The organism is Bradyrhizobium canariense, from assembly GCF_019402665.1.
Classification (GTDB): Bacteria; Pseudomonadota; Alphaproteobacteria; order Rhizobiales; family Xanthobacteraceae; genus Bradyrhizobium; species Bradyrhizobium canariense.
The window spans coordinates 68,591-92,471 of sequence record NZ_VSST01000022.1 but is presented as its reverse complement, the minus strand read 5'-3'; the positions used below and the strand labels follow the sequence as shown (position 1 = coordinate 92,471).

The window sequence follows — 23,881 nt, the reverse complement described above, 5'->3', positions numbered from 1 at the left end:
GCATGTGCGGTATTGCCGGCATCGTAAATTTTGATGGTCACGCCGTATCGCCTGCGGACCTCAGCCGCCTGACGAACCTGATCGCGCATCGTGGCCCTTTCGGCGAGGGCGCCTGGTTCAGCGCGGACGGAAAGCTTGGCCTAGGGCACCGCCGGCTTGCGATCATCGATCCCGGCGAAGGCGGTCGCCAGCCGATGGTCTCGGTCGATGGCCGCCATGTCATCGTCTACAACGGCGAGATCTACAATTTCCTCGAACTGCGGCGCGAGCTTGAGGGACGTGGCGCGGTGTTCCGCAGTCAGTCCGACACCGAGGTGATTCTCGCAGCTTGGCAGGCTTGGGGGGAGGACATGCTGCCGCGTTTCAACGGCATGTGGGCGTTCGCAATCGCCGATAAAGTCAGCGGCGAGCTGTTTCTCGCGCGCGATCGGTTCGGCGTCAAGCCGCTGCTCTACAACCTGTCGTCCGAACGTTTCGTCTTCGCCTCCGAGCAGCGCGCGCTGGCGCGGTGCGGATTGGTCGACGCGTCGGTCGACACCGATGTGGCGCGGCGCCTGCTGCTCGATGCGTTCGGCATCGAAGGCAGCGAGCGGACGCTGTTTCGCAACATCCGCCGCCTGCAGGGCGGACATTGCATGTGGCTGCGCCAGGGCAAGTTGAGCATGCGACGCTGGTGGCGCACGGTCGATCTCCTACCGGAGATCCCGCGCACCGAAGCCGAGCGCGTCGAACGTTTCCGCGAGCTGTTCCTGGATGCGGTGGCGTTGCGGATGCGCAGCGACGTTCCGATCGGGACCTGCCTCTCGGGGGGCTTTGACTCATCGGCGGTGATCTGCGCGATGGCTGCGCATGAGAAAGCCGGAATGGGGCCGCGCGACAGCACCGCTTGGCGCCACGCTTTCGTCGCGACCTTTCCGGGCGCGATAAATGACGAGCGGCCGATGGCCGAGCAGGCCGCCGCCTGGGCCAACGTCGCGCCGACGTTTCTCGAGATTGGACGAGGCGACGCGCTGACCGATATCGACCAGATCCTGGACGACCATGACGACGTCTATATCAGCCTACCGAGTGCGATCTGGCTGATCTATCGGGAGCTGAGGCGCCACGGCGTGACGGTATCGCTGGACGGGCACGGCGCGGACGAATTGATGGGCGCCTATTTGCAAGATGGCCAATCGGGCGCGTTCCGGATCAGAAATGCCGCGGCGGATATGGCCTCTCGCTCGGCGCTGGCGCGTCGTGGCGTGGATATCGCGCGCGCCTGGACCATCAAGGCCAAGGGACATGGCTTCCTGCGCGGCGGGCTGAACGTGCCCGACGCGCTGCCGCTCGTTGCGGAGAGCGACGAATTGCCGGCCGAATGGGGCGGGCTGAACCGGCGGCTTTATCGCATGTTCCACAGCACGGTATTGCCTACCATCCTGCGCAACTTCGACCGCCTTTCGATGGCTCACGGGATCGAAGTCCGTATGCCGTTCATGGACTGGCGTCTCGCGACCTATACGATGGCGCTGCCGGAATCGAGCAAGCTCGCCGACGGCACCACTAAAGCGATCGCGCGGCGGGCGATGGCGGGCCAAATGCCGGAATCGATCCGTGCGGGGCGGCGCAAGGTCGGCTTCAATTCGCCGATGCCGGAATGGCTCAACGGCCCGCTTGCCGGCTGGGTCGCCGCGCTGCTCGACCAGAAAGTACCGGCCTTTACCGAGCTGGTCGATGAAGCTGGCCTGTCGCAGGCCGTCGGCCGCTTGACGGCATCGAAGGCATGGGACTGGGAGACCGCCGGCCGGATCTGGCCGTACCTCAACATGAAATGGATGCTGGCAAGGTCGACTTAGACGATGCGTCTTTTCCAAAACAGCGCTCTTTACCCGTCCTATCTGGTCCGGTTGAACCAGCTTGCAGCGAACACCCAAAGCTTCGCGGAGCGACGGCGCCTATTTCTGGACGACCGCTTCGGCGCGTCGCATGTCCTCAAGCCGGTGCTCGACGGATTGGCCGAGGCTTTCTTCACCAATGGCGACGACGAGGTTCTGCAGCGCCGCTGGGCGCGCGAGCAGGGTATGCCGGGCGAGCCGGCCCTCGAGGCCATCCTGCTCGCCCAGATCGAGCATCACGCCACCGAGGTGTTCTACAATCTCGATCCCGTGCGCTATCCGAGCGCGTTCGTCGCAAAGCTGCCGGGTTGCGTGAAGACGGCTCTGTGCTGGCGCGTGGCGCCGTCCGCCGGCGCCGATTTCTCGAGATATGCTGCCGTGCTGGGCAACTTTCCCTCGATCCTCGATATGTGGCGTCGCCAGGGGTGCCGCGCCGAGCCATTTTTTCCGGCGCATGATCCCGTGATGGATGAGTACGGCCATGGCGAGCGTTCGATCGATATTTCGTTCGTCGGCGGCTATTCGCGACATCATCGCGGGCGCGCGCGGACATTGGAACAGGTGGCGCAGCTCGCCGGAAGCTACAACGTCGTATTTTGTCTCGATGCCTCGCGCCTGACCAGGCTCGCCGAAAGCGCGATCGGGCGGTTGCTGCCGCTACGGCAGCATCGGCGTCCCGGCGCCATCGCCGCTATCGCACGGCCGCCGGTGTTCGGGCGAGACCTCTATGACTTGATCGGCTCGTCGAAGATCGTGCTGAATGGCTCGATCGACTTGGCAGGTACCGACCGTGGCAACATGCGCTGCTTCGAAGCGATGGGGTGCGGCGCAATGCTCGTCTCGGACGCCGGCAGGTATCCGGACGGCATGCAGGAAGGAACCACCATCGCGACCTACGACACGCCCCAGCAGGCCGTCGAGGTCATCTCGCGCAGTCTGAAGAACTGGTCCGCCTCCGCGGAAATAGCCGCTCGCGGCCGCGACCAGATCCGAACCGTCTACAGTAAGGATGTTCAGTGGAGGCAGTTCTGCGACCTCGTCGGATGCATCTAGCTGTGTTAGAGCCTCCAACACGCCCCGCTTTCAGTTGATCGCATGAGCTTGAATTTCCTCATCCAAAGGCTCACCGGCCGCAATGCCGACTACCTGATCCAGCGGGTGGTCGGCCGTGCGACGTGCCGGTTGCGGGCAGGTGCAGCACTCGGCGCAGGTGCGCGGATCAGGAACGTCCTTGGTGATTCTGACAAAATCGTCGTCGGCGCACAGAGCCGGATCTTCGGTGAGCTCATGACGTTCGCCCATGGCGGCGAGATCAGGATCGGCGAGTGGAGCTTCGTCGGGAAGGGGACGCGAATCTGGTCGGCCGCCTCCATCGAGATCGGAAACCGCGTGCTAATCTCGCATTCGGTCAACATCTTCGACAGCCTGACCCATCCGCTTGGAGCGGCCGCGCGCCACGAGCAGGTCCGTCAGATCTTTACGCACGGACATCCCCGCGACATCTCGCTGGGCGAGGCGCCGGTCAAGATCTGCGACGACGCCTGGATCAGTGCCGGCGCAATGGTGCTGCGCGGCGTGACCGTCGGGCAGGGTGCCGTGGTGGCGGCCGGCGCGGTCGTGACCAAGGATGTCGCGGCGTTCTCGGTCGTGGCCGGCAATCCGGCGGTCCTCGTCAGGGAGCTGCGGCCCGATGAGCGGTGAAGGTAAGTTCACGACGTGGGAAGAGGCCGTGCTCTGGCTGCGCAATCAGCCGGATCGAGGACAACTCGTGCGCGATGCCTTTTACGATGATCCGCTTGCCGAGGCTGCCGAGCGTTATTTTCAGAGCACGGAGTGGAAGGCTGTCGCAGCGCTTCTGTCGGGTCGGAAAGGTTCCGCCCTCGATGTTGGCGCCGGGCGCGGCATTGCGAGCTACGCACTCGCGCGCAGCGGATTCACGGTGACGGCGCTCGAGCCCGATCCCAGTGCGATCGTCGGCGCGGCGGCGATCCGCGATCTCGCGGCGCGCACCCATCTGCCGATCCAAATCGTCAAGGAGTTTTCCGAGCGTCTGCCGTTCGCCGACGAATCTTTCGACGTCGTGTTTGCCCGCGCTGTGCTGCATCACATGCGCGATCTGGACGACGCCTGCCGCGAGATGTTTCGCGTGCTTCGTCCCGGCGGTGCGCTGATCGCCGCGCGTGAGCACGTCATCAGCAAGGAAGCCGACCTCCCGCAATTCCTCGATCAGCATCCGCTGCATCACCTCTACGGAGGCGAGCACGCCTATTTGCTCGACCGCTATACCGATTCGCTGAAATCAGCCGGCTTTGCGGAGATCGAGATCCTTGCGCCGCTGCGCAGTCCGATCAATCTGTTTCCGTACACCATGGAGACCCTGAGGACCGCAGTCATCGCGGGATTGACCCGGAAGATTCCCATTGGTCCGCTGTGGCGCGTTGCGTTGGGCTCGCCGAGCGTGTTTGCATCCTTGCTTCCGCTCGCCGAACGCTTTGATCAGCGGCCCGGGCGGCTCTTTTCGTTTGTCTGTCACAAGGCCTGAAACCATGTCCACATGGATCACCGGCGCCAACGGATTCATCGGCCGCCATCTCGTCCGCGAGCTGGCGGATGCTGGCCGCATGGTGCATGGCGTCGGTCATGGTGCGCTCGATTCGGGTGATGCACGGGCGCTCGGCTTGCAGAGCTGGATCAACGGCGAGGTCGATGCGGCCAATCTGAACGCGCTCGCGGACGCGCATGGATTGCCGTCGGGGGTGTTTCACCTGGCGGGCGGATCGTCCGTCGGGCTGTCGATCGAACGCCCGTTCGAGGATTTTTCCAGGACCGTGGCGAGCACGGCGCGACTCCTGGAATGGCTCCGCAGCGCCGCACCCGACTGTCTATTGGTCGTGGCCTCGAGTGCGGCAGTCTATGGAGCGGATCACCCGGGCCCGATCCCGGAGGATGCTGCCCTGCTGCCGATGTCGCCCTATGGCGAGCACAAGCTGATGATGGAGCGCTTGTGCAGGAGTTATGCACGCAGCTACAACGTCCGCTCTGCCATCGTGCGGTTGTTTTCGGTCTATGGGCCAAACCTGCGTAAGCAACTGCTTTGGGATATCTGCTCACGGCTGAATGCCGGAGGCCCCGTGCTCACGCTCGGTGGGACCGGCACCGAGATTCGCGACTGGACCGATGTGCGCGACGTTGCTCGTCTGCTGGCGCAAGTTGGGGAAGGTCCGCAGCAGGATGATTTCCGCGTGCTCAATGGCGGCTCGGGACAGGGGGCGAGCGTCGCCGAGATCGCCCGAAACCTCATTGGGCACTGGGGTGGACAGACCGAGCTTCGCTTCTCCGGCGTTGCACGCCCGGGCGATCCCGCCAGTCTGCTTGCGGATGACGGACGTTTGCGCGACATGACGTTCGAGTGGCAGATCCCGCTCGCGCGCGGGCTTGCCGACTACGTCGATTGGTTCAAAGGCCGAAATCGTGACTGAGCAGGCGACGCGGCGGGTCGCTTTCACCAACATCCCTGGTCGGCTGTGGGCGGGCGGATACAATTACCAGCGCAACCTGTTCGAGGTCCTGAACCGCTATCGCCCCGGTGCCATCGCGCCGGTCCTGTTCGCGGGCGCGAAGGCCGATGCCGACGAGATTGCGGTGTTCGCGCGAATTCCGGGTGTGGAGGTGGTTCAGTCGCCGGTGTTCGATCGCGCCGGCGGCAATCTCTTCAAGGTGCTGACACTCGGGCTCGACTGGCCTGCGGCCGCGCTGTTCCGCGCGCACAGGGTCGACATGGTGTTCGAATCAGCCCGCTTCTTCGGCTGGCGCCTGCCGTTTCCGGCGATCGCGTGGTTTCCCGATTTCCAGCACCGGCTCTTGCCTCACCTGTTCTCGGGGCCAGCCTATTGGCGCCGCGATCTCGGCTTTCGCGTTCAGATCGCATCGCATCGGCATGTCATGCTGAGCAGCGAGAGTGCCCTTGGCGATCTCAGACGTTTTTATCCCGGGCTCACGAACGGCGTGTCGGTGGTGCGTTTTGCCACCGCGCCTCCGGCTCATCTGCTCGCGGCCGATCCGGCCGAGGTTGCCGCGCAATACGAATTGCCCCAGCGCTATTTCTATTTGCCGAACCAGTTCTGGCGGCACAAGAACCACCAGCTCGTTGTCGATGCGCTTGACCTGCTCAAGCGAGACGGGTTCGAGGCCACAGTCGCCGCCTCCGGCAGCCGGTATGACGCGCGCGAGCCCGACTATTTCGCCAGCGTGGTGCGGCAGGCCGAGGCGGCCGGCGTCGGGCGGAATTTCCGCCATCTCGGCATGATTCCGCTGGATCATGTCTATGCATTGCTGCGGGGGTCGATTGCGCTGATCAATCCGTCGCGCTGCGAGGGATGGAGCACGACGGTCGAGGAAGCGAAATCGTTCGGCGTTCCAATGTTGCTGTCCGACCTCGACGTGCACCGCGAGCAGACCGGCGGAACAGCACGCTATTTCGGCCTTGATGACCCCCGCGCTTTGGCCAACCATATGCGCGAGATCGCCGAGACAGCGCCCGTCGGGGTTGTCCGGGGGTTGCAGCCGGAGCTCGAGGACCGGGTTCGGAGCTTTGTTGATGATTTCGTGCGGCTCGCGGCCGACGTGATGCGCGCTCGATCGGCCCGCTAGCCTCGGTTCATGCGCGAGAAGGCTGTCGTGCTGGTCTAAAGCCTTGATTTGTTCAGGCTTTTGTTAATATAGCTCATGCTGGGCAGGGCGCCTGGATCTGCTGTTTCGGGGGCGCCTAGTGAACACCGAGGTCCCATGATCAGATTTGGCTTGCTCGGCTGCGGGCGCATTGCCAAGCGCCATTCCGACCTACTCGGCGGCGATCACATCGCGGGCGCGAGCCTCGTTGCCGTCTGCGATTCCCAGCGCGCGCGGGCGGAAGCGATCGCGGACAGGTTCGGGGTCGCTGCGCATGACCATCTCGACGCAATGCTCGCGCGCAAGGATATCGACGCGGTTGCGGTGCTGACCCCGAGCGGGCTGCATCCGCAGCACGCGATCGCCTGCGCCCGCGCGGGCAAGCATGTCATCGTCGAGAAGCCGATGGCGCTGCGTCTTTCGGACGCCGACGACATGATCCGAGCCTGCGATGAGGCCGGCGTGAAGCTCTTCGTCGTCAAGCAGAACCGTTTCAATGTTCCGATCGTCAAGGCGCGCGAGGCGCTCGATGCCGGCCGCTTCGGCAAGCTCGTGCTCGGCACCGTCCGTGTGCGCTGGTGCCGCGACCAGGCCTATTACGACCAGGACGCTTGGCGCGGCACCTGGGCCCAGGACGGCGGGGTGCTCACCAACCAGGCCAGCCATCACATCGACATGCTGGAATGGTTCTTCGGCGACGTCGTCAGCGTTCATGCGCGCAGCACGACGGCGCTGGTGAAGATCGAGACCGAGGACACCGCGGTTGCGACGCTCAAGTTCCGCAATGGTGCGCTCGGCATCATCGAGGCGACCACCGCGGCACGCCCTGCCGATATCGAGGGGTCACTGTCGATCCTCGGCGAAAGGGGAACGGTTGAGGTCGGCGGCTTCGCCATGAACCAGATCCGGCACTGGCGCTTCGTCGACGAGCGGCCGTCGGACAAGGAAGTGATCGAGAAATTCTCCGTCAACCCGCCCAACGTCTACGGCTTCGGCCATCAGGCCTATTACCAGCACGTCGTCGAATGTCTCGCCGATCGCGGTGCCGCACTGGTCGACGGGTTGCAGGGCCGCAAGAGCCTGGAGCTGATCTCAGCGCTCTATGAATCGATCGAGACCGGACAGGAAGTGCCGCTGCGCTTCGTGCCGCGCCGCAGCCGCCTCGGTGTCGTCTCGTGAGCAAGCCCGAACTTTATCAGGCCAGCATTCGCGACGTCGCGTTCGGCAATGGCGTCAAGATCGTCGAGCCCTGCAATCTCTATGATTGCACCATCGGCGACGATTGCTTCATCGGTCCCTTCACCGAGATCCAGAAGGGCGTTGGCATTGGCGCCCGTACCCGCGTGCAGTCGCACAGCTTCATCTGCGAGCTCGTCACCATCGGCGAGGACTGCTTCATCGGCCATGGCGTGATGTTCATCAACGACACTTTCGCGGCCGGCGGCCCCGCGCGCGGCCGCAAGGAGTTGTGGCGCGAGACGCGGATCGGCAACCGCGTGTCGATCGGCTCCAACGCGACGATCATGCCGGTGAGGATCTTGGACGGTGTCGTGATCGGCGCCGGCGCGGTGGTGACCAAGGACATCACGGTCGCCGGCACCTATGCCGGCAATCCGGCGCGGCTCGTGCCGCGGAGATAGAGGCGCATGGCAGTCCCTTTCGCTGATCTTCAGCTCCAGTATCAGAACATCAAAAGCGAGATCGACGCGGCGGTGGCCGGCGTGATCCGCGACAACGCTTTCATCCGCGGGCGCTATGTCGACGCTTTCGAACGCGACTTCGCGACGGCCACATCGGTCAAGCATTGCGTCTCCTGCGCCAACGGGACCGATGCGCTCTACCTTGCCATGGCGGCGCTAAAGGTGAAGCCAGGCGACGAGATCATCACGACCGCGCATTCCTGGATCTCGACGTCGGCGATGATCACGCATGCGGGCGCGACGGTGAAGTTCTGCGATACCGACGGGGTGACCTTCACCATCGATCCCAAGGCGATCGAGACGGCGATCACGCCGCGAACCGTGGGCATCATCCCGGTGCATCTCTACGGGCAGCCGGCGGACATGGACGCGATCATGGCGATCGCGCACAAGCACGGCCTCTGGGTAATCGAGGACGGCGCACAGGCGCATCTGGCGCGCTACAAGGGCCGGATGGTCGGCACCTTCGGCGTGGCCACAACGTATTCTTTCTATCCAGGCAAGAATCTCGGCGCGATGGGCGACGCCGGCGCCGTCGTCACAAACGACGACGCTTTGGCGGAGCGGATGACCATGCTGGCCCGCCACGGTGGGCTCGTGAAGCACCAGCACCAGATCGAGGGCATCAATAGCCGTCTCGACGGCATGCAGGCCGCAATCCTGTCGGCAAAGCTCCCGCATCTGGCGGATTGGACCAGGGCTCGTCAGGACGCGGCTGCTTTTTATGACGCGGCGCTGAAGCAGGTCGAGGACGTCGAGGTGCCTCAGGCCGCGGCCGGGCGCGCCCATGTCTATCATCTCTACACGATTAGGCATTGCAGGCGCGACGCGCTGGCAAAGCACCTTGGCGCGAAGGGAATCCAGACCGCCATCAATTATCCGACGGCTTTGCCGTTGCTGCCGGCCTATCGTCGCTTCGAGCATACGGCAGAGCAGTTTCCGCACGCCTGCGCCGACCAGGGTAGCATCCTGTCGCTACCGATGTTCGCCGAGATCACGCGCGCGCAGCAGGAAGAGGTTGTCCGCGCGATCCGCGAGTTCTAGCGCTCGTCGGCGATCACCTTGCCGTCGTTGGGCAGCGCTCCGGGCGACACGAGCTCGACGTTTCCGCCGAGCCTCGTCACTGCGCGCAGGCTCGCCGCGATCTCGTCGCGCAGCGCATCGCTTGCCGCGCCCGTCTCTACCCGCAGCGTCATCGCGTCGGTCTCGCCCTGACGCGACACGACGAGGCGTAGGCGTCCGAGCGCGGGATGGCGGTTGCCGATCTCGGCGACCTGCTCGGGGCGCACGAACATGCCCTTTACCTTGGTGGTCTGGTCGGCGCGGCCCATCCAGCCTTTGATGCGCATGTTGGTGCGCCCGCAGCGGCTCGTGCCCGGCAGGGCCGCGGTAAGGTCGCCGAGCGCGAGGCGGATCCAGGGATGGTGCGGGTCGAGCGAGGTCACCACGATCTCGCCGACGTCGCCGGGCGCAACGGGGTCGCCGGTGCCGGGCCGGACGATCTCGAGGATCAGATCCTCGTTCACCACCATGCCCTCGCGCGCCTCGGTCTCGAAGGCGATCAGGCCGAGATCGGCCGTGCCGAAGGCCTGGTAGGCGTCAATGCCGCGCGCCTTGATTTCGGCCTGGAGCGACGGCGGGAAGGCGGCGCCGGAGACCAGCGCGCGCTTGATCGAGGAGACGTCGCGCCCGGTGCTGGCGGCGGCGTCCAGTAGGATCTTCAGAAAGTCCGGAGTGCCGCTGTAGCCGACCGGCCGGTAGGCCTCGATCAGCTCGAGTTGCTGCTCGGTGTTGCCTGGGCCGGCCGGGATTACGGCGCACCCCAAGGCGCGGGCCGAGGCATCGAAGATGAAGCCCCCGGGGGTGAGGTGATAGCTGAAGGTGTTGAGGACGACATCGCCGGGCCGGAAGCCGGCGGCGAACAGCGCACGTGCCCCCCGCCAGGGGTCGGCCTGGGTCCCCTCCGGCTCGAAGATCGGGCCGGGGGAGGTGAACAGGCGGGCAAAGCTTCCCGGAGCGGTCGCCACAAAGCCTCCGAAGGGAGCCGAGGCCCTGTGCAGGGCCGCCAGTTCCGACTTGCGCAGCACCGGCAGGCGCGCCAGCGCCGCCCTTGCGGTCACGGCGGCCGGGTCGAGCCCTCCGAGCCGCTCGGCATAAGCCGGGGCGGCCATCGCGCTGCGCAGGACGTCCGGCAGGCGGGAGAACAGCTCGGCTTCCCGGGCGGCGGCCGCGCGGGTCTCCAGGGCGTCGTAATGGGCGGTCATGGCTGGTCCTTGAGGGCTGGCACCCGTTGCGCGCCGCCGCCGGCATAGCTATCAGACGGCCATTGTGGTGGGCTGTGATGTGACTTGGAGCGCTTGAGTTGGCGGACGAACGGATCATGGGGGCGGAGGGGACGGACGACGTCGTCGCGCGCCTGAAGCGTCGTCTCGTCGGGGAGGCGCTGCCGCTGTGGTCGACGGTCGGCTGGGATGCCGGCGGCTTCGTCGACCGGCTGGGCCGCGACGGCACGGCCGATAGGGCCGCGCCGCGGCGGGTGTTCGTGCAGGCGCGTCAGATCTGGTGCTATGCCAAGGCCGCGCAGATGGGCTGGTATTCGGACGGCCGCGCCGTCGCGCTGAAGGGTCTGGAGCGCCTCTTGGCCAAGGCCAAGGCGCCCGACGGCCGGCCCGGCTACGTGCACTGCCTGACGCCGGACGGCGCGGTGCTGGACGCCCGCCGCGATGCCTACGACCACGCCTTCGTCCTGTTTGCGCTCGCTGCGGTCTATGCGCTCGACCGCGACGCGCAGATTCGCGCCGAGATCGACGCGCTGCTGGCCTTCCTCGACGGCCATCTGCGCTCGCCCCATGGCGGCGTTCACGAGAGTTTGCCGGTGTCGCTGCCGCGCCGGCAGAACCCGCACATGCATCTGTTCGAGGCGATGATTGCATGCTTCGACGCGACCCACGATTTGTCGTTCCAGAACCGCGCCGGCGAGTTCTTCGCGCTGTTCCTCGCCAATCTCTACGACAAGCAGACGCGCGCGCTCGGCGAATATTTCGAAGAGGACTGGTCGAAGATCGCGCCGGTCAGCGTCGAGCCCGGCCACCAGGCGGAATGGGTCTGGTTGCTGAAGGGGTTCGAACGCATCACGGGCTGCCCGACCGGACAGCGGCGCGCCGAGCTGCTGGAAACCGCGCTGCGCTATCGCGACGAGGCCACCGGCTGCCTGATCGACGAGGGTGACGACGCTGGCAGCATTCGCCGTAGCACGCGCCGGCTGTGGCCGCAGACCGAGATCGCGAAGGCGTGGATCGCGCAGGCCGAATCCGGCGAGGCGGGCGCGGCGGACGAGGCGCGCATGGCGCTGGCGCGGCTCGAACGGTACTATCTCAGCCATCCCGTGCGGGGCGGGTGGTACGACCAGTTCGATCGCGACGGAACATCGCTGATCGACACCATTCCTGCGTCGTCGTTCTATCATGTTCTCTGCGCAGTCACCGAAGCGGAGCAGGTGCTGCAGTAAGAGTGTATTGTATTGACGCGTTTTCTTCACGCGAACCGGTTCCCACTTTGCTCGAAAACGCTATGTCAAAGCCAGCGCTTGCGCCGCTTGAAGCTCTTGAGGTTCTTGAAGCTCTTGCGCTGGTCGCCGGCGCCGCCGAGGTAGAATTCCTTGATGTCTTCGTTGTTGCGCAATTCGTCCGCGGTACCGTCGAGCACGACCTTGCCCTGCTCCATGATGTAGCCATGGCTTGCCACCGACAGCGCAGCGCGGGCGTTCTGCTCGACCAGAAGAATGGTGACGCCGAGGTCGCGGTTGATCTTCTGGATGATCGAGAACACCTCTTTCACCAGCAGCGGCGACAGGCCCATTGAGGGCTCGTCCATCAGGATCATCTTCGGGCGCGCCATCAACGCGCGGCCGATCGCGAGCATCTGCTGCTCGCCGCCGGAGAGATAGCCGGCAAGCCCGGTGCGCTCCTTCAGGCGCGGGAAGTAGTTGAAGACCATATCGAGATCGGCACCGACCTCGCGGTCTTTGCGGGTGAAGGCACCTAGCTTGAGGTTTTCCAGCGAGGTCATGTCGGCAACGATGCGCCGGCCCTCCATCACCTGGAAGATGCCGCGGCGGACGATCTTGTCGGGATCGATGCCGTTGACGCGCTCGCCCTCGAACAGGATCTCGCCGCGCGTGACTTCGCCGTCCTCGGTCTTGAGCAGCCCCGAGATCGCCTTCAGCGTCGTCGACTTGCCGGCGCCGTTTGCGCCGAGCAGCGCCACGATCGCGCCCTTGGGCACGTCGAGGCTGAGACCGCGCAGCACCAGGATGACGTCGTCATAGACGACCTCAATGTTGCGCACGCCAAGGAGAGGCGGCGCGGGTACCACGGTTCGGGAGGGGCGAGCAGCTGCTTCGTGAATGTCGGTCATGCCTCATACTCCGCTGTCGTCGCCCGGCTTGACCGGGCGACCCAGTATTCCAGAGACGCCTGAGGACTCACGGAGAGGCTCCGGCGTACTGGATCCCCCGCCTTCGCGGGGGATGACATTTGTGTGTGAGGTGAGCGCTAGGCTCACCACCCAAGCAATTCCGGCTTGCGCGGCAGCTCGACGGTCTTGACCTTCTCGAGTTTGATCGCGCCCTTGGCCATGAGGTCGTTGAGGTCGCCGTCGGTCGCGCCCGCAATCTTGGTGCGGTAGAGGTCGACCTTCAGCGTGCCGCGGTGGTCCTTGTCGGTCCAGGTCGAGGGATTGCAGACGCCCTCCATGCCTGCCGGCACCCAGTCCTTCTTCTGGTAGAAGCCCTTGGCGACGTTCTCGCCGGTGGCGCCGCCGTTCTTGGCGGCCCAATCGATCGCCTCCTTCATGTAGAGCGCCGAGCAGACCGCCGCGATGTAGTGCACGGGCCGATAGACCTTACCGGTCGGGTCGGACATCTTCGAGATCTCCATCACGGTCTTCATGCCGGGCGCATCGCCGCCCCAGCTCACCGCGGTGCGCAGCGGGAAGATCACGCCGTCGGCGGCATCGCCCGCGGTCTTGGCGGCGTTCTCGTCCATGCCCCAGACATTGCCCATGAACTGGATGTCGACTCCGGCGGTCTTGCAGGCCTTCATCACCGAGATGTTGGACGCGGCGGTGTTGCCGAGATAGGCGTAGTTGGCGCCCGAGGATTTCAGGCTCAGGCACTGCGCGCTGTAGTCACCCGGCGCGAGCGCGAACACCAGCGGCGGCAGCACCTCGAAGCCAAGCTCCTGCGCCATGGCTTCGCCGGCGGCCTTCGGTGCGTTCGGATAGGGGTGGTTGGCGCCCATGTGGACGAATTTCGGCTTGCCGGACTTGCCCTTGGCCTTCCAGTCTTCGGCGGCCCACATCAGCATCGCGCGCAGCGAGTCCGAATAGCTCGGACCATAGAAGAAATTATAAGGCGCGGGCTTGGCCTTGCCGCTGACGCCTTCGGGATCGGTGAGGGCGGCGGCGTAGGAGCCGGAGAGATCGGGAATTTTATCTTGTGCGAGGAAGCCGGTCAGCGCTTCGGTGTCTGCCGTACCCCAGCCCATGATCGCCGCGACCTTGGAGTCCGGCGCCGACCACTTCTTGTAGAGTGCGATCGCGCGCGGCACCTGGTAGCCATAGTCGTTGGTGTCGACGTTGAGCTGCTTGCCGCCGACGCCACCGTTCTTATTGACCCAGGCGAAGGTGTCGGCGACGGCCTGGCCGTAGGGCGTACCGACGTCGGACGTGCCGCCGGAATAATCGGCGAGATGCCCGATCGCGATCTGCGCCTGAGCGCACGACGAGAATGCGGCGATCGCCAGCGCAAGTGACGCGGTGCTCAAAAGGGATTTTGTCTTCATGGGTTGCCTCCTCCTGTTTATTTGTTGGTTTGCGAGTTGCCCGCGCTCAATGCGAGAACGGGTAGAGTTTCCAATACGCCTTGATCTGTCGCCAGCGATGGGCGAGCCCGTCGGGCTCGAACATCAGGAACGCGATGATGATCACCCCGATCGCGATCTCGCGCAGGAAGGTGATGTTGTTGTTGAGCGACAGCGCCTTGTCGATCGCGCCGCCCTTCAGCGCCACGCTGAGGAACTCCATCGTCTCGGGCAGCAGCACCACGAACGCGGTGCCCATCAGCGTACCCATGATCGAACCGGTGCCGCCGATGATGATCATTGCGAGGAACAGGATCGAACGTTCGATGCCGAAGCCCTCTTGCGACACCACGAGCTGGTAGTGCGCATAGAGCGCGCCGGCGATGCCGGCGAAGAACGCGGCGAGGCCGAACGACAGCGTGCGATACTTGGTGAGATTGATGCCCATGATCTCCGCGGAGAGATAATGGTCGCGGATCGCCACCAGCGCGCGGCCATCGCGCGTGCGCATCAGGTTGGTGACGAGGACGTAGCTTGCAACCACGTAGGCGAGCACAACGTAGAAATATTGCCTGTCGCCGCGCAGCGTGTAGCCGAAGATCGAGAACGGACTGGCGCTGGCCGGCACCGAGCCGCCGGTGAACCATTCGGCACGGGAGAAGAAGTCGAGCAGGATGTATTGTGCCGCGAGCGTCGCGATGACGAGGTAAAGCCCCTTCAGTCGCGCCGCCGGGATGCCGAAAATCAGCCCGACCAGCGCAGTGACGACGCCAGCGAGCGGGATCGCGAAGAACACCGGGATCGATGCGCTGTTGGAGATGTAGGCAGACGTGAAGGCGCCGAGCAGGAAGAAAGCCGCGTGGCCGATCGAAATTTGGCCTGTGAAGCCGACCAGGATGTTGAGGCCAAGCGCGGCGATCGAGAAGATGCCGATCTGGATCAGGATGCTGAGCCAGTACCCACCAAGGAATTGCGGCACGAGACAGAGCAGCACCACGCCGACGATCGCAAAGTTGCGGCTGGTCGTGGTCGGGAAGATCGTGGTGTCAGCCGCGTAAGAGGTGCGGAAATCACCAGCAGGGATGAGGGCGGGGCCGGCCATGGATCAGATCCGTTCGATGTCGTGGGTGCCGAACAGGCCGTAGGGCTTGATCATCAGCACGATGATGAGGACGTAGAACGGCGCGATCTCATAGAGATTGCCCCAGTGCAGGTATTCGCTGTCGACATATTGCGCGATGTTTTCGAGCAGGCCGATGATGATGCCGCCGAGCACGGCGCCGCCGACGGAATCGAGCCCGCCGAGGATCGCGGCCGGAAACACTTTAATGCCATAGGCGGCGAGCCCCGAGGATACGCCGTTCACGACGGCGACGACGACGCCCGCAACGGCCGAGACCGTTGCGGAGATCGCCCACGCCATCGCGAACACGCTTTTCACGGAGATGCCGAGCGACTGTGCCACCTGCTGGTTGAACGCGGTGGCGCGCATCGCAAGTCCGTACTTCGAGGCGCGGAAGAACCAGGCCATGCCGATCATCATCGCGACCGAGACGACAAGGCTCATGATATAGACGGTCTGGATCTGGAGCCCGAACAGGCTGACGGACTGGCTCTCGAACACGCGCGGGAACGGCTGCGGATTGACGCCGAACATCCATTTCAGCGTCGCCTGCAGCACGGTGGACAGGCCGATCGTCACCATGATGACCGAGATGATGGGTTCGCCGATCATCGGCCGCAGGATCAGGACCTGCACCGCGATGCCGAACACGAACATGAACACCAGTGTCATCGGCATGCCGATCCAGAACGGCACCTGGTATTTGGCGAGCAAGGTCCAGCACACCCAGGCGCCGACAAGCAAGAGCTCGCCCTGCGCGAAATTGACGACCTGGCTAGCCTTGTAGATCAGCACAAAGGACATCGCGACCACGCCATAGAGCGTGCCGACCACGAGGCCGTTGACCAGGAGCTGGATGAGGAAGGCGGTGTTCATGAAGTGGTGCTCGCTGACAGATCCGGCGCGCTCTTCCCCTCTCCCCTTGTGGGAGAGGGTGGCTTCGCGAAGCGAAGACGGGTGAGGGGTTGTCTCCGCAATGAACGCGCGGAGAGAGGACCCCTCACCGAAGTGAGGGTGGAGCGGGCTGCGGAGATGCCCTCTCCCACAAGGGGAGTGGGCGCAGCAATACGCATTGCGTCTGTGATTGCCACGAAGTTCACTCCGCCGCCTCCGCCAAATGCCCCGGTCCGCCGAGATCCACCACTCGCAGCGTCGTCCGCACCCTCTGCGTGGTGCCGTCCTGGAAGCGGATCACGGTGTCCACGGGGATGTCGGCCTGGCCGCGATAGATCGCGTCGATGATGCCTTCGTATTTCTCGTTGATGACGCTGCGGCGCACTTTCCGCGTGCGGGTGAGCTCGCCATCGTCGGCGTCGAGCTCCTTGTAGAGCAGCAGGAAGCGAGAGATGCGCTGTGCGGGCGGCAGAGTCGCGTTGACGGTCTCGACTTCCTTCTTGAGTAGCGCATAAACCTCGGGCCGCGAGGCCAGGTCGCTGTAGGTCGTAAACGAGAGCCGGTTCTTCTCCGCCCATTTCGAGATGATGGAGTAGCGGATACAGATCATTGCGGCGAGCGCGTCCCGGCCTGCACCAAGCACCACGGCTTCCGCGATATAAGGCGAGAACTTCAACTTGTTCTCGATGAATTGCGGCGAGAAGCGCTCGCCGCGCGAGGTCTCGGCGAGATCCTTGATGCGGTCGATGACCACGAGCTGCTTGTCGTCGTTGAAATAGCCGGCATCGCCCGACAGCATCCAGCCATCCCTGACGTCGGCGACGCTCGCCTCTGGGTTCTTGTAGTAGCCGAGGAACATGTTGGGATGCCGCACCACGATCTCGCCGACGCCGTGGACGTCGGCATTGTCGATGCGGATTTCGACGCTGTCGGCCATCGGCACGCCCGTCGTGTCGGGGTCGACCTTGCCTGCGGGATGCAGCGTGTAGGCCCCCAGCAGCTCGGTCTGGCCGTAGAGCGTGCGCAGCGGCACGCCCATCGCCTGGAAGAACTTGAAGGTCTCGGGCCCGAGTGCCGCGCCGCCGGTTGCGGCTGAACGCAGGCGGGTGAAGCCGAGGCGGTCGCGCAATGCACGGAACAGGATCGCGTCGGCAAAGCCGGAACGCTCGCCCTGTTCGAGCGCGGCAAGCCCGCTCTTCATGCCGATGTCGAACAGGCGCTGCTTGAACGGCGTTGCGTCCATCACCCTGGCGCGGACGTCGGCGGCAATCGATTCCCAAACGCGCGGTGCAAACAGGACAAAGGTCGGCGCGATCTCGCGCAGATCGTTCATCATGGTCTCGGGCTCTTCGACGAAGTTGATCTTCATCCGGCACAAGAGGCCTTTGCCGAGTACATAGACCTGTTCCATGATCCAGGGCAGCGGCAGCACCGAGACGTATTCGTCGTCTGGCTCTTTCGGGTCGAAAGCGAGATACGTCGCGCAATGGCTGAGCACACGGCCGGCCGCGAGCATCGCAAGTTTGGGATGCGAGGTGGTGCCTGACGTCGTGCAGAGGATCGCGACATCCTCGCCCTTGGTCGCGTCCACCAGCCGGTCGTAAAGTTCTGGTTCGCGCGCAGCCCGCGTCCGGCCGAGTTCGGCAAACGTCTCCGCCGACATCAAGCGCGGATCGTCGTATTTCCGCATGCCGCGCGGATCGGAATAGATGATGTGCTTCAGCCTCGGCACGCGCTCGGCAAGCACAAGCAGCTTGTCGACCTGCTCCTCGTCCTCGGCAAAGACGAGCTGCGCCTCGCCATAATTGAGGAGATACGAGGCTTCCTCGTCGAGCACGTCGCGATAGAGCCCGAGGCTCAGGCCGCCAATTGCGTGGGTGGCGATCTCGGCTGCAACCCAGTCCGGCCGGTTGTCGCCAATGATGCCGATGACATCCTCGCGTCCCAAGCCCAATTCGACGAGGCCGAGCGCGAAGTTGCGCACCCGCGTCTGGTAGTCATTCCAGGTGAACGGGCGCCACAGCCCGAGGTCCTTTTCGCGCAGCGCGATCTCGTTGCCGTACTCCTTCGCATTGAGCCGGAGCATTTTGGGATAGGTGTCGGCCTGCGCGACGCGGCCTGCGTAATCCATCATGACGCGCTCTCCTGCGCCGGCGGAGCATCGTCGGGATCGACCAGTACCTCGTCCTCCTCGCCGAGATAGGCGCGCCTGACGTGCGGATCGGCGAGCACGGCGGCCGGATTGCCCTCGGCGATCTTGCGGCCGAAATCCAGCACCATGACGCGGCGGGAGATGTCCATCACCACGCTCATATCGTGCTCGATCATCACCACGGTCATGCCGAACTCCTCGTTGAGATCGACGATGTAGCGGGCCATGTCCTCCTTCTCCTCGAAGTTCATGCCGGCCATCGGCTCGTCGAGGAGAATGAGGCGCGGCTCCAGTGCCATGGCGCGCGCGAGCTCCACGCGCTTGCGCAAGCCATAGGAGAGGGTGCCGGCCTGCGCCTTTCGGACCGACTGGAGATCGAGGAAATCGATGATCTCCTCGACTTTGCGACGGTGCTCGAGCTCTTCCTTGCGTGCGCCGGTGAGCCAGTACAGCGAGCCCGTGAGGAAATTGTTCTTCAGGAGGTGATGGCGGCCGACCATGATGTTGTCGAGCACGCTCATGTGGTGGAACAGCGCGAGGTTCTGGAAGGTGCGGCCGATGCCGAGCGAAGCGCGCGCGTTGGGCGTCAGGCCGGTGATGTCGCGGCCCTGGTAGAACAGCTGGCCTTCGGTCGGCTTGTAGCGGCCGGAAATACAGTTCACGATCGAGGTCTTGCCGGCGCCGTTGGGGCCAATGATCGAGAACAGCTCGCCTTCCCTGATGGCGAAGCCGACATCGGTCAGCGCACGAACGCCGCCGAATCGCAAGGACACGCCGCGCACTTCAAGACTGGTAGCCACCAAACAGATCCCTCCCGGTGATGGCGCATTCAGCTGCGCTCTTCGTCCGTTCCTGTCGAGCGATCCTAGTACGGCCGTACCGGCGAGGCCATGCAGCAGATGGTCTCGACCGGAGCCGCGCCGCTCTCGTTCCCGCTTGGGATCAAAAGTCGCATCGCCCGAGGTGGTCCTCAATAGGGGAAAGCGCTATTTTGAAATGTCTCCCGCCTGACAATTCTGCGACAAAGTTTTTTGGACGGCGGCCGCCTTCATCTTTCGTCGGATGGCGGCGGGAACGATCGTGTTGCAATGCAACAGAAGAATGGAGTGACCAAAAAGGTGCGGCTGGCTTCTAGATCATGATTTCAGAGGATCAACTGAAGCGCGTTGCCGCGTGGTCACGCGAGCTCACGCAAGCGGAGATCGAGGTCGCCCGCGCCGGAATCACGGAACGGTCCTACGGCACAGGCGAGACCGTGTTCATGCGCGGCGACAAATTCGACTATTGGGCCGGCATGGTGAGTGGCCTTGCCCGCATGGGCGGGGTCTCGCGCGACGGCAAGGAGACGAGCCTTGCGGGGCTCACGGCAGGCGCTTGGTTCGGCGAGGGCAGTGTGCTCAAGAATGAGCTGCGCCGTTACGACGTCGTCGCGCTCCGCGACAGCCGCGTCGCGCTGATGGAACGGATCGCCTTCATGTGGCTGTTCGAGAACAGCGTCGGCTTCAACCGCTTCCTGGTGCGCCAGCTCAACGAGCGGCTCGGCCAGTTCATCGGCATGCTCGAGGTCAATCGGACGCTCGATGCCACCGCGCGCCTCGCTCGCGGCATCGCCTCGCTGTTCAACCCGATCCTATATCCGGAATCGACCGCGCATCTGGAGATTACGCAAGAAGAGATTGGTGCGCTCTCCGGCATGTCCCGCCAGAACGCCAACCGCGCGCTGAACCGGCTGGAGAAGGAGGGGCTGCTGCGGCTGGAGTATGGCGGGGTGACCATCCTGAATGTCGAGCGGCTGCGCGGGTATGGGGACTAGCGACGGCTGCGAGGCGCGGCCGTCTCACCTCACGGTCGCCTTCGGTCCTTTCTTCGCGAGCGCGGCCGCCATCGCCGAGATAAGCGGCCGCATGAAATAGGCCTCATCGGCGGGCGCGATGTCCGTACGCAAACCATGCGCTGCGAGCTCGCCCGAGACTGCCGGTCCCACCGACGCGATCAGCGTCCGCTCGAAACCGGCGCGCAGTTTCGCTTCGCTGCCATGCGCTTTCGCCGCCTCGATCAGGCGGCGGACTTGCCCGAGATTGGTGAGCGCGATGGCATCGATCCTCCCCTCCGCCATGTCGTTGATGGCAGCGACGATGTTGGCGTCCGCCGCCTTGGAATCGTAAACATATGGCAGCACAGTATCGACCTCGGCACCTTGCGCGGCAAGCGCGCCGGTCAGCGCGCTGTGGTCCTTGTCCGGATAAAGCTGAAGGCCGAGGCGGTGTCCGCTGAGGTCGAGCTTGCCCAGCATCTCGATCACGCCCTCGGTGGTCGGCTTCTCGGTGGTCTGCTGCGCCTCAAGCCCGTTCTCGCGTAGCGCCTTGCCGGGCTTCGGGCCGCGCGTGAATTTTCGCGACCTGGCCAGCGTCGCGATAAAGGCCTGGTCGAGGCCGCGTGCGCGCGCGAGGTTCATCATCCGCCGCAGGCCTTCGCCGGTCATCAGCACGAGATCGTCAAACGGCTTGTCGATGGCGCGGCGGACCCAGGCCTCGACCGAGGCGGGGTCCGGCGCGTCGTGGATGGTGAACATCGGGCATTGCACGACCTCGGCGCCTTGCTCGGCCAGCAGCTTTGAAAACTGCGCTTCCTCGCGCGTTTCCAGGATCAGGATGCGGTTGCCGTTCAAGCGGTCGGCCATGGGCGAACTCCGGTCAGTCAAAATCGCAATCGTACGTTCATCCTGACTCAGTCGCCGGGATTGGCGCAAGGGGCGCGTCGGTGCTAGAGCAGGGCGCAAATCGCGGGTCGTTCCGCAACCCCATTGCCCAAAACTTCATCAAGAGCCATGCCCGATCATCAATATGTCCTGACCCTGTCCTGCCCGGATCGACCCGGCATCGTCTCGGCGGTATCGACCTTCCTGGCCCATAACGGCCAGAACATTCTCGACGCCCAGCAATTCGACGACGTCGAGACCAAAAAATTCTTTATGCGCGTCGTGTTCACCGCGGCCGATCTTGCCGTGGAGCTGTCGGCGCTCCAGACCGGCTTTGCCGCGATCGCCGAGCGCTTCGGCATGGAGTGGCAGATGCGCGACCGTGCCGTGCACAAGAAGGTGATGCTGCTGGTGTCGAAGTCCGACCACTGCCTGGTCGACATCCTCTACCGCTGGCGCACCGGCGAATTGCCGATGATCCCGACCGCGATCGTCTCCAACCACCCGCGCGAGGTTTATAGCGGCATCGATTTCGGCGACATCCCGTTCCATCATCTGCCGGTCATCAAGGAGACCAAGCGCGAGCAGGAGGGGCAGATCGTCGATCTCGTCTGCAAGACCGGGACCGATCTCGTCGTGCTGGCGCGCTACATGCAGATCCTGTCCGACGACCTCTCGGCCAGGCTCTCCGGCCGCTGCATCAACATCCACCATTCCTTTCTGCCGGGTTTCAAGGGCGCAAAGCCCTATCACCAGGCGCATGAGCGCGGCGTCAAGCTGATCGGCGCGACGGCGCATTACGTCACGCGCGATCTCGACGAGGGCCCGATCATCGACCAAGACGTCGAGCGCATCAGCCATCGCGACACGCCGGAGGATCTGGTGCGCAAGGGCCGCGACATCGAGCGCCGCGTGCTGGCGCGCGCGATCCGTTATCACCTCGACGACCGCGTCATCCCCAACGGCCGCAAGACGGTGGTGTTCACGGACTAGTTGTGCGGGCGCCAGAGTAAGTGGGTCGCGTTCATGTAGGTCGTGGTCCCGCGCGCGACTTCCTCATAGTCATCCGGAAATTTGAGGCCGAGATCCGTCAGGATATCGGTGGGCAGGTAGCCATGGCCGCCCGGAGAGGTGAGGATCCAGGCGCGCCGCAGTTCGGCGCGGGGAATGGTCGAAAGCACATAGACGGCCAGCCCCTGGCTGCCGGAATAGCCTCCGTTGATCCAGGGCAGTCCGATGGCGGCGCCACCGAGCACGTAGATTGACGTCGGTCCCATGCCCGAGAGGTCGATGACCGGCGTGCCTCTCTTGAAGCCGGCGGCTTTCGCGCCGGTCAGGAGCGCTCGAAAGTAATCCGCCGTGACCGGATCGACCTTCACAAAATGCGCGCGGCTTGCGGATGAAATCCATTCGGTCTGGGCCCACAACGGACCGTTGAGCCGGTAGGGCTTCTGCACCGCCCGCACGATGACGGCCGCCACCAGGGTGGAACAGATCGCCATGGCGAGGCATGCAAGCGGCAAACGGATGCGCGAGGGCGCGGCGAAGATGAGGACGTGCGCGGCCGCGACGACCCAGAAGATGCCGGCGCGCGGGACGCTGTGCAGGATTCCCGTATTGGTGCCGAGCGCGAGCGCGAGCGGGGCAAGGATCAGTGCCAGGATTGCGGCAAGGTGGCGCCGATCCCTGTTCGGCATCAACCAGCGGCCGAGCGCATATCCGACGACCACGCCGAGCAGCATTCCCGCTCCGAGCAGCAGCGAGCTACCAACGTCGTGACCGGTCTCGGAGAGCTCGTTGAGGACGAGCACATTGCGATAGCGCTGGATCGCAGCCGGAAGATCGCCGTCGATCGCCACCAGCGCCAGCACGACGAGACCGATGGACAGCGCGCCCCCCGCGATCACCTCGATCAGCGCGCGCCGCCCGAACGGCAGCGTCAATCCCATCGCCCCGACTGCCAGCACCGGCGCCGCGGTCGGCTTGACCAGGGCCACGATCGCAAAGCCGATGGCGAACGCGGCGATCGCGACCAACCGGCGCCAGCCGAGCAGCACGGCCTGTTCCGGTATGATCAGAAACCGGAACCAGCCGCCGAAGACGAGCATGACGCCGAACAGATTCAGCAGATTGTAGTTCGGCGTCGGGATCCAGGGATAATAGGCCAGCAGCACCGCGCACGCGCCGCCGAGCACGAGGGGAAGACGCGCGCTGCCCGGCAACGCCGGGACGCCGGGCAGACGGAAGGACGATGACACGAAGTACGCCGCGGCCAGCGTCAGCAGCACGACGCCGCTCAAGCGCAGCAGGATGAGGTCGCCGCCGAGCAGCAGGTCGATCGGATGAAGGAGGAATCCGAACTGTGTATAGGTCGCGGGGTACAGATAAGGCTGGCTGATCGAATTGAGGTAGAAGCCCTCGTCGGTGACGTCGAGGCCGCGGCCGAGCCCCCACAGCACGATGCCCCAGGCAAGCAGCGCCGCAGCCGTCGTCCAGGCTGCCACGTACAGACCGGAATTGCCTTTCAACCGAGGTTCGATGGGAGCGGACATTCGTGCGTCGTCAGATGGATCGAGTCTCGAAGCGCGCGATGAGCTCGCGTGATATGGCTCTCAAGTCGCAGCGCCCGCGCAGTCACACGCCGGCAAGCTGAGCTATCCGGCCTGGAGCACCAAATCAAGCAGCCATTGTCGAGGACCGACGGTCTCCTCGTCCAGCCGGCCCCAAATTCTGAAAAACAGCCCCATGCAAAGTAGCAAGGGACGGATCCTGTTGCGGGCCCGGATTGCCAATATTTGGTGGAAATCGAAAGATTTTCCTGATGTTGCGCTCTTTCAGAGGCAGCTGTGCTATTGAGCTATTGAGCGGTCCCGCCGGCGCCGATCGCGCAGCGTGACGAACCTGCCGG

The 23,881-nt window shown here is 64.4% G+C and carries 22 protein-coding genes; 12 read left to right on the top strand and 10 right to left on the bottom strand.

Features of this window, described 5'->3' with window-relative positions; all coding sequences use genetic code 11:
• Window positions 1–2 precede the first annotated feature (2 nt).
• Both asnB and FXB41_RS13670 read left to right on the top strand, forming a co-directional pair.
• Window positions 3–1,838, top strand: coding sequence for an asparagine synthase (glutamine-hydrolyzing) (gene asnB, locus FXB41_RS13675; protein ID WP_219682136.1), 1,836 nt, complete (start codon window positions 3–5; stop codon window positions 1,836–1,838).
• Window positions 1,839–1,841: 3 nt separating this feature from the next.
• Window positions 1,842–2,930, top strand: coding sequence for a glycosyltransferase family protein (locus tag FXB41_RS13670; RefSeq protein ID WP_219682135.1), 1,089 nt, complete (start codon window positions 1,842–1,844; stop codon window positions 2,928–2,930).
• A 30-nt stretch (window positions 2,931–2,960) separates the two neighbouring features.
• Here FXB41_RS13670 and FXB41_RS40665 read toward each other — a convergent pair whose 3' ends face one another.
• Window positions 2,961–3,179, bottom strand: coding sequence for a hypothetical protein (locus FXB41_RS40665; protein ID WP_246648812.1), 219 nt, complete (start codon window positions 3,177–3,179; stop codon window positions 2,961–2,963).
• Here FXB41_RS40665 and FXB41_RS13665 point away from each other — a divergent pair.
• From FXB41_RS13665 to FXB41_RS13635, 7 genes are all read left to right on the top strand, one after another.
• Complete coding sequence (locus FXB41_RS13665; RefSeq protein WP_246648811.1) at window positions 3,165–3,578, top strand: acyltransferase; 414 nt, start codon at window positions 3,165–3,167, stop codon at window positions 3,576–3,578. The two genes, FXB41_RS40665 and FXB41_RS13665, sit on opposite strands and share 15 nt — an antisense overlap.
• On the top strand, window positions 3,568–4,419 hold the full coding sequence (locus FXB41_RS13660; protein WP_219682133.1) for a class I SAM-dependent methyltransferase: 852 nt from the start codon (window positions 3,568–3,570) through the stop codon (window positions 4,417–4,419). Before FXB41_RS13665 ends, FXB41_RS13660 begins: the two co-directional genes overlap by 11 nt.
• A 4-nt stretch (window positions 4,420–4,423) precedes the next feature.
• Window positions 4,424–5,356, top strand: coding sequence for an NAD-dependent epimerase/dehydratase family protein (locus FXB41_RS13655; RefSeq protein ID WP_219682132.1), 933 nt, complete (start codon window positions 4,424–4,426; stop codon window positions 5,354–5,356).
• Window positions 5,349–6,527 carry a glycosyltransferase family 4 protein gene (locus FXB41_RS13650; protein WP_219682131.1) on the top strand — a complete coding sequence of 393 codons (1,179 nt, stop codon included), beginning with the start codon at window positions 5,349–5,351 and terminating at the stop codon, window positions 6,525–6,527. Before FXB41_RS13655 ends, FXB41_RS13650 begins: the two co-directional genes overlap by 8 nt.
• Before the next feature lie 135 nt (window positions 6,528–6,662).
• Complete coding sequence (locus FXB41_RS13645; RefSeq protein WP_219682130.1) at window positions 6,663–7,724, top strand: Gfo/Idh/MocA family protein; 1,062 nt, start codon at window positions 6,663–6,665, stop codon at window positions 7,722–7,724.
• Window positions 7,721–8,185 (top strand): acyltransferase, encoded by a 465-nt coding sequence (locus tag FXB41_RS41475; RefSeq protein ID WP_219682129.1) that lies wholly within the window; start codon window positions 7,721–7,723, stop codon window positions 8,183–8,185. Before FXB41_RS13645 ends, FXB41_RS41475 begins: the two co-directional genes overlap by 4 nt.
• A gap of 6 nt (window positions 8,186–8,191) precedes the next feature.
• Window positions 8,192–9,289, top strand: coding sequence for a DegT/DnrJ/EryC1/StrS family aminotransferase (locus FXB41_RS13635; protein WP_219682128.1), 1,098 nt, complete (start codon window positions 8,192–8,194; stop codon window positions 9,287–9,289).
• Here FXB41_RS13635 and FXB41_RS13630 read toward each other — a convergent pair.
• On the bottom strand, window positions 9,286–10,509 hold the full coding sequence (locus tag FXB41_RS13630; protein ID WP_219682127.1) for a phenylacetate--CoA ligase family protein: 1,224 nt from the start codon (window positions 10,507–10,509) through the stop codon (window positions 9,286–9,288). The two genes, FXB41_RS13635 and FXB41_RS13630, sit on opposite strands and share 4 nt — an antisense overlap.
• A 98-nt stretch (window positions 10,510–10,607) precedes the next feature.
• On the opposite strand from FXB41_RS13630, the gene FXB41_RS13625 reads away from it, so the two are divergent.
• Window positions 10,608–11,753, top strand: coding sequence for an AGE family epimerase/isomerase (locus FXB41_RS13625; RefSeq protein ID WP_219682126.1), 1,146 nt, complete (start codon window positions 10,608–10,610; stop codon window positions 11,751–11,753).
• Window positions 11,754–11,818: 65 nt separating this feature from the next.
• Here the strand turns inward: FXB41_RS13625 and FXB41_RS13620 are convergent, their stop codons facing one another.
• From FXB41_RS13620 to FXB41_RS13595, 6 genes are all read right to left on the bottom strand, one after another.
• Window positions 11,819–12,661, bottom strand: a complete 843-nt coding sequence (locus FXB41_RS13620) for an ABC transporter ATP-binding protein (RefSeq protein WP_219682125.1) — start codon at window positions 12,659–12,661, stop codon at window positions 11,819–11,821.
• Between the two features lie 143 nt (window positions 12,662–12,804).
• Entirely contained in the window at window positions 12,805–14,088 is a 1,284-nt protein-coding gene (locus FXB41_RS13615) for an ABC transporter substrate-binding protein (protein ID WP_219682124.1), read from the bottom strand.
• A gap of 46 nt (window positions 14,089–14,134) precedes the next feature.
• Window positions 14,135–15,208 carry a branched-chain amino acid ABC transporter permease gene (locus tag FXB41_RS13610; RefSeq protein ID WP_219682123.1) on the bottom strand — a complete coding sequence of 358 codons (1,074 nt, stop codon included), beginning with the start codon at window positions 15,206–15,208 and terminating at the stop codon, window positions 14,135–14,137.
• A gap of 3 nt (window positions 15,209–15,211) precedes the next feature.
• Window positions 15,212–16,105, bottom strand: a complete 894-nt coding sequence (locus tag FXB41_RS13605) for a branched-chain amino acid ABC transporter permease (RefSeq protein ID WP_219682122.1) — start codon at window positions 16,103–16,105, stop codon at window positions 15,212–15,214.
• Between the two features lie 220 nt (window positions 16,106–16,325).
• Entirely contained in the window at window positions 16,326–18,257 is a 1,932-nt protein-coding gene (locus FXB41_RS13600) for a long-chain fatty acid--CoA ligase (RefSeq protein WP_219682121.1), read from the bottom strand.
• Window positions 18,254–19,075, bottom strand: a complete 822-nt coding sequence (locus FXB41_RS13595; protein ID WP_219682120.1) for an ABC transporter ATP-binding protein — start codon at window positions 19,073–19,075, stop codon at window positions 18,254–18,256. Before FXB41_RS13595 ends, FXB41_RS13600 begins: the two co-directional genes overlap by 4 nt.
• A 338-nt stretch (window positions 19,076–19,413) precedes the next feature.
• Between FXB41_RS13595 and FXB41_RS13590 the strand changes: the two genes are divergently transcribed.
• Window positions 19,414–20,088 carry a Crp/Fnr family transcriptional regulator gene (locus tag FXB41_RS13590; protein ID WP_219682119.1) on the top strand — a complete coding sequence of 225 codons (675 nt, stop codon included), beginning with the start codon at window positions 19,414–19,416 and terminating at the stop codon, window positions 20,086–20,088.
• Between the two features lie 24 nt (window positions 20,089–20,112).
• Here FXB41_RS13590 and FXB41_RS13585 read toward each other — a convergent pair whose 3' ends face one another.
• The gene (locus FXB41_RS13585; protein ID WP_219682118.1) at window positions 20,113–20,955 is read right to left on the bottom strand and encodes a uroporphyrinogen-III synthase; all 843 of its coding nucleotides are present in this window, start codon (window positions 20,953–20,955) and stop codon (window positions 20,113–20,115) included.
• A gap of 147 nt (window positions 20,956–21,102) precedes the next feature.
• Here FXB41_RS13585 and purU point away from each other — a divergent pair, with 147 nt between their 5' ends.
• Entirely contained in the window at window positions 21,103–21,966 is an 864-nt protein-coding gene (purU, locus tag FXB41_RS13580) for a formyltetrahydrofolate deformylase (protein WP_219682117.1), read from the top strand.
• Here purU and FXB41_RS13575 read toward each other — a convergent pair.
• Window positions 21,963–23,525 (bottom strand): hypothetical protein, encoded by a 1,563-nt coding sequence (locus tag FXB41_RS13575; RefSeq protein ID WP_219682116.1) that lies wholly within the window; start codon window positions 23,523–23,525, stop codon window positions 21,963–21,965. The two genes, purU and FXB41_RS13575, sit on opposite strands and share 4 nt — an antisense overlap.
• Window positions 23,526–23,881: the final 356 nt, after the last annotated feature.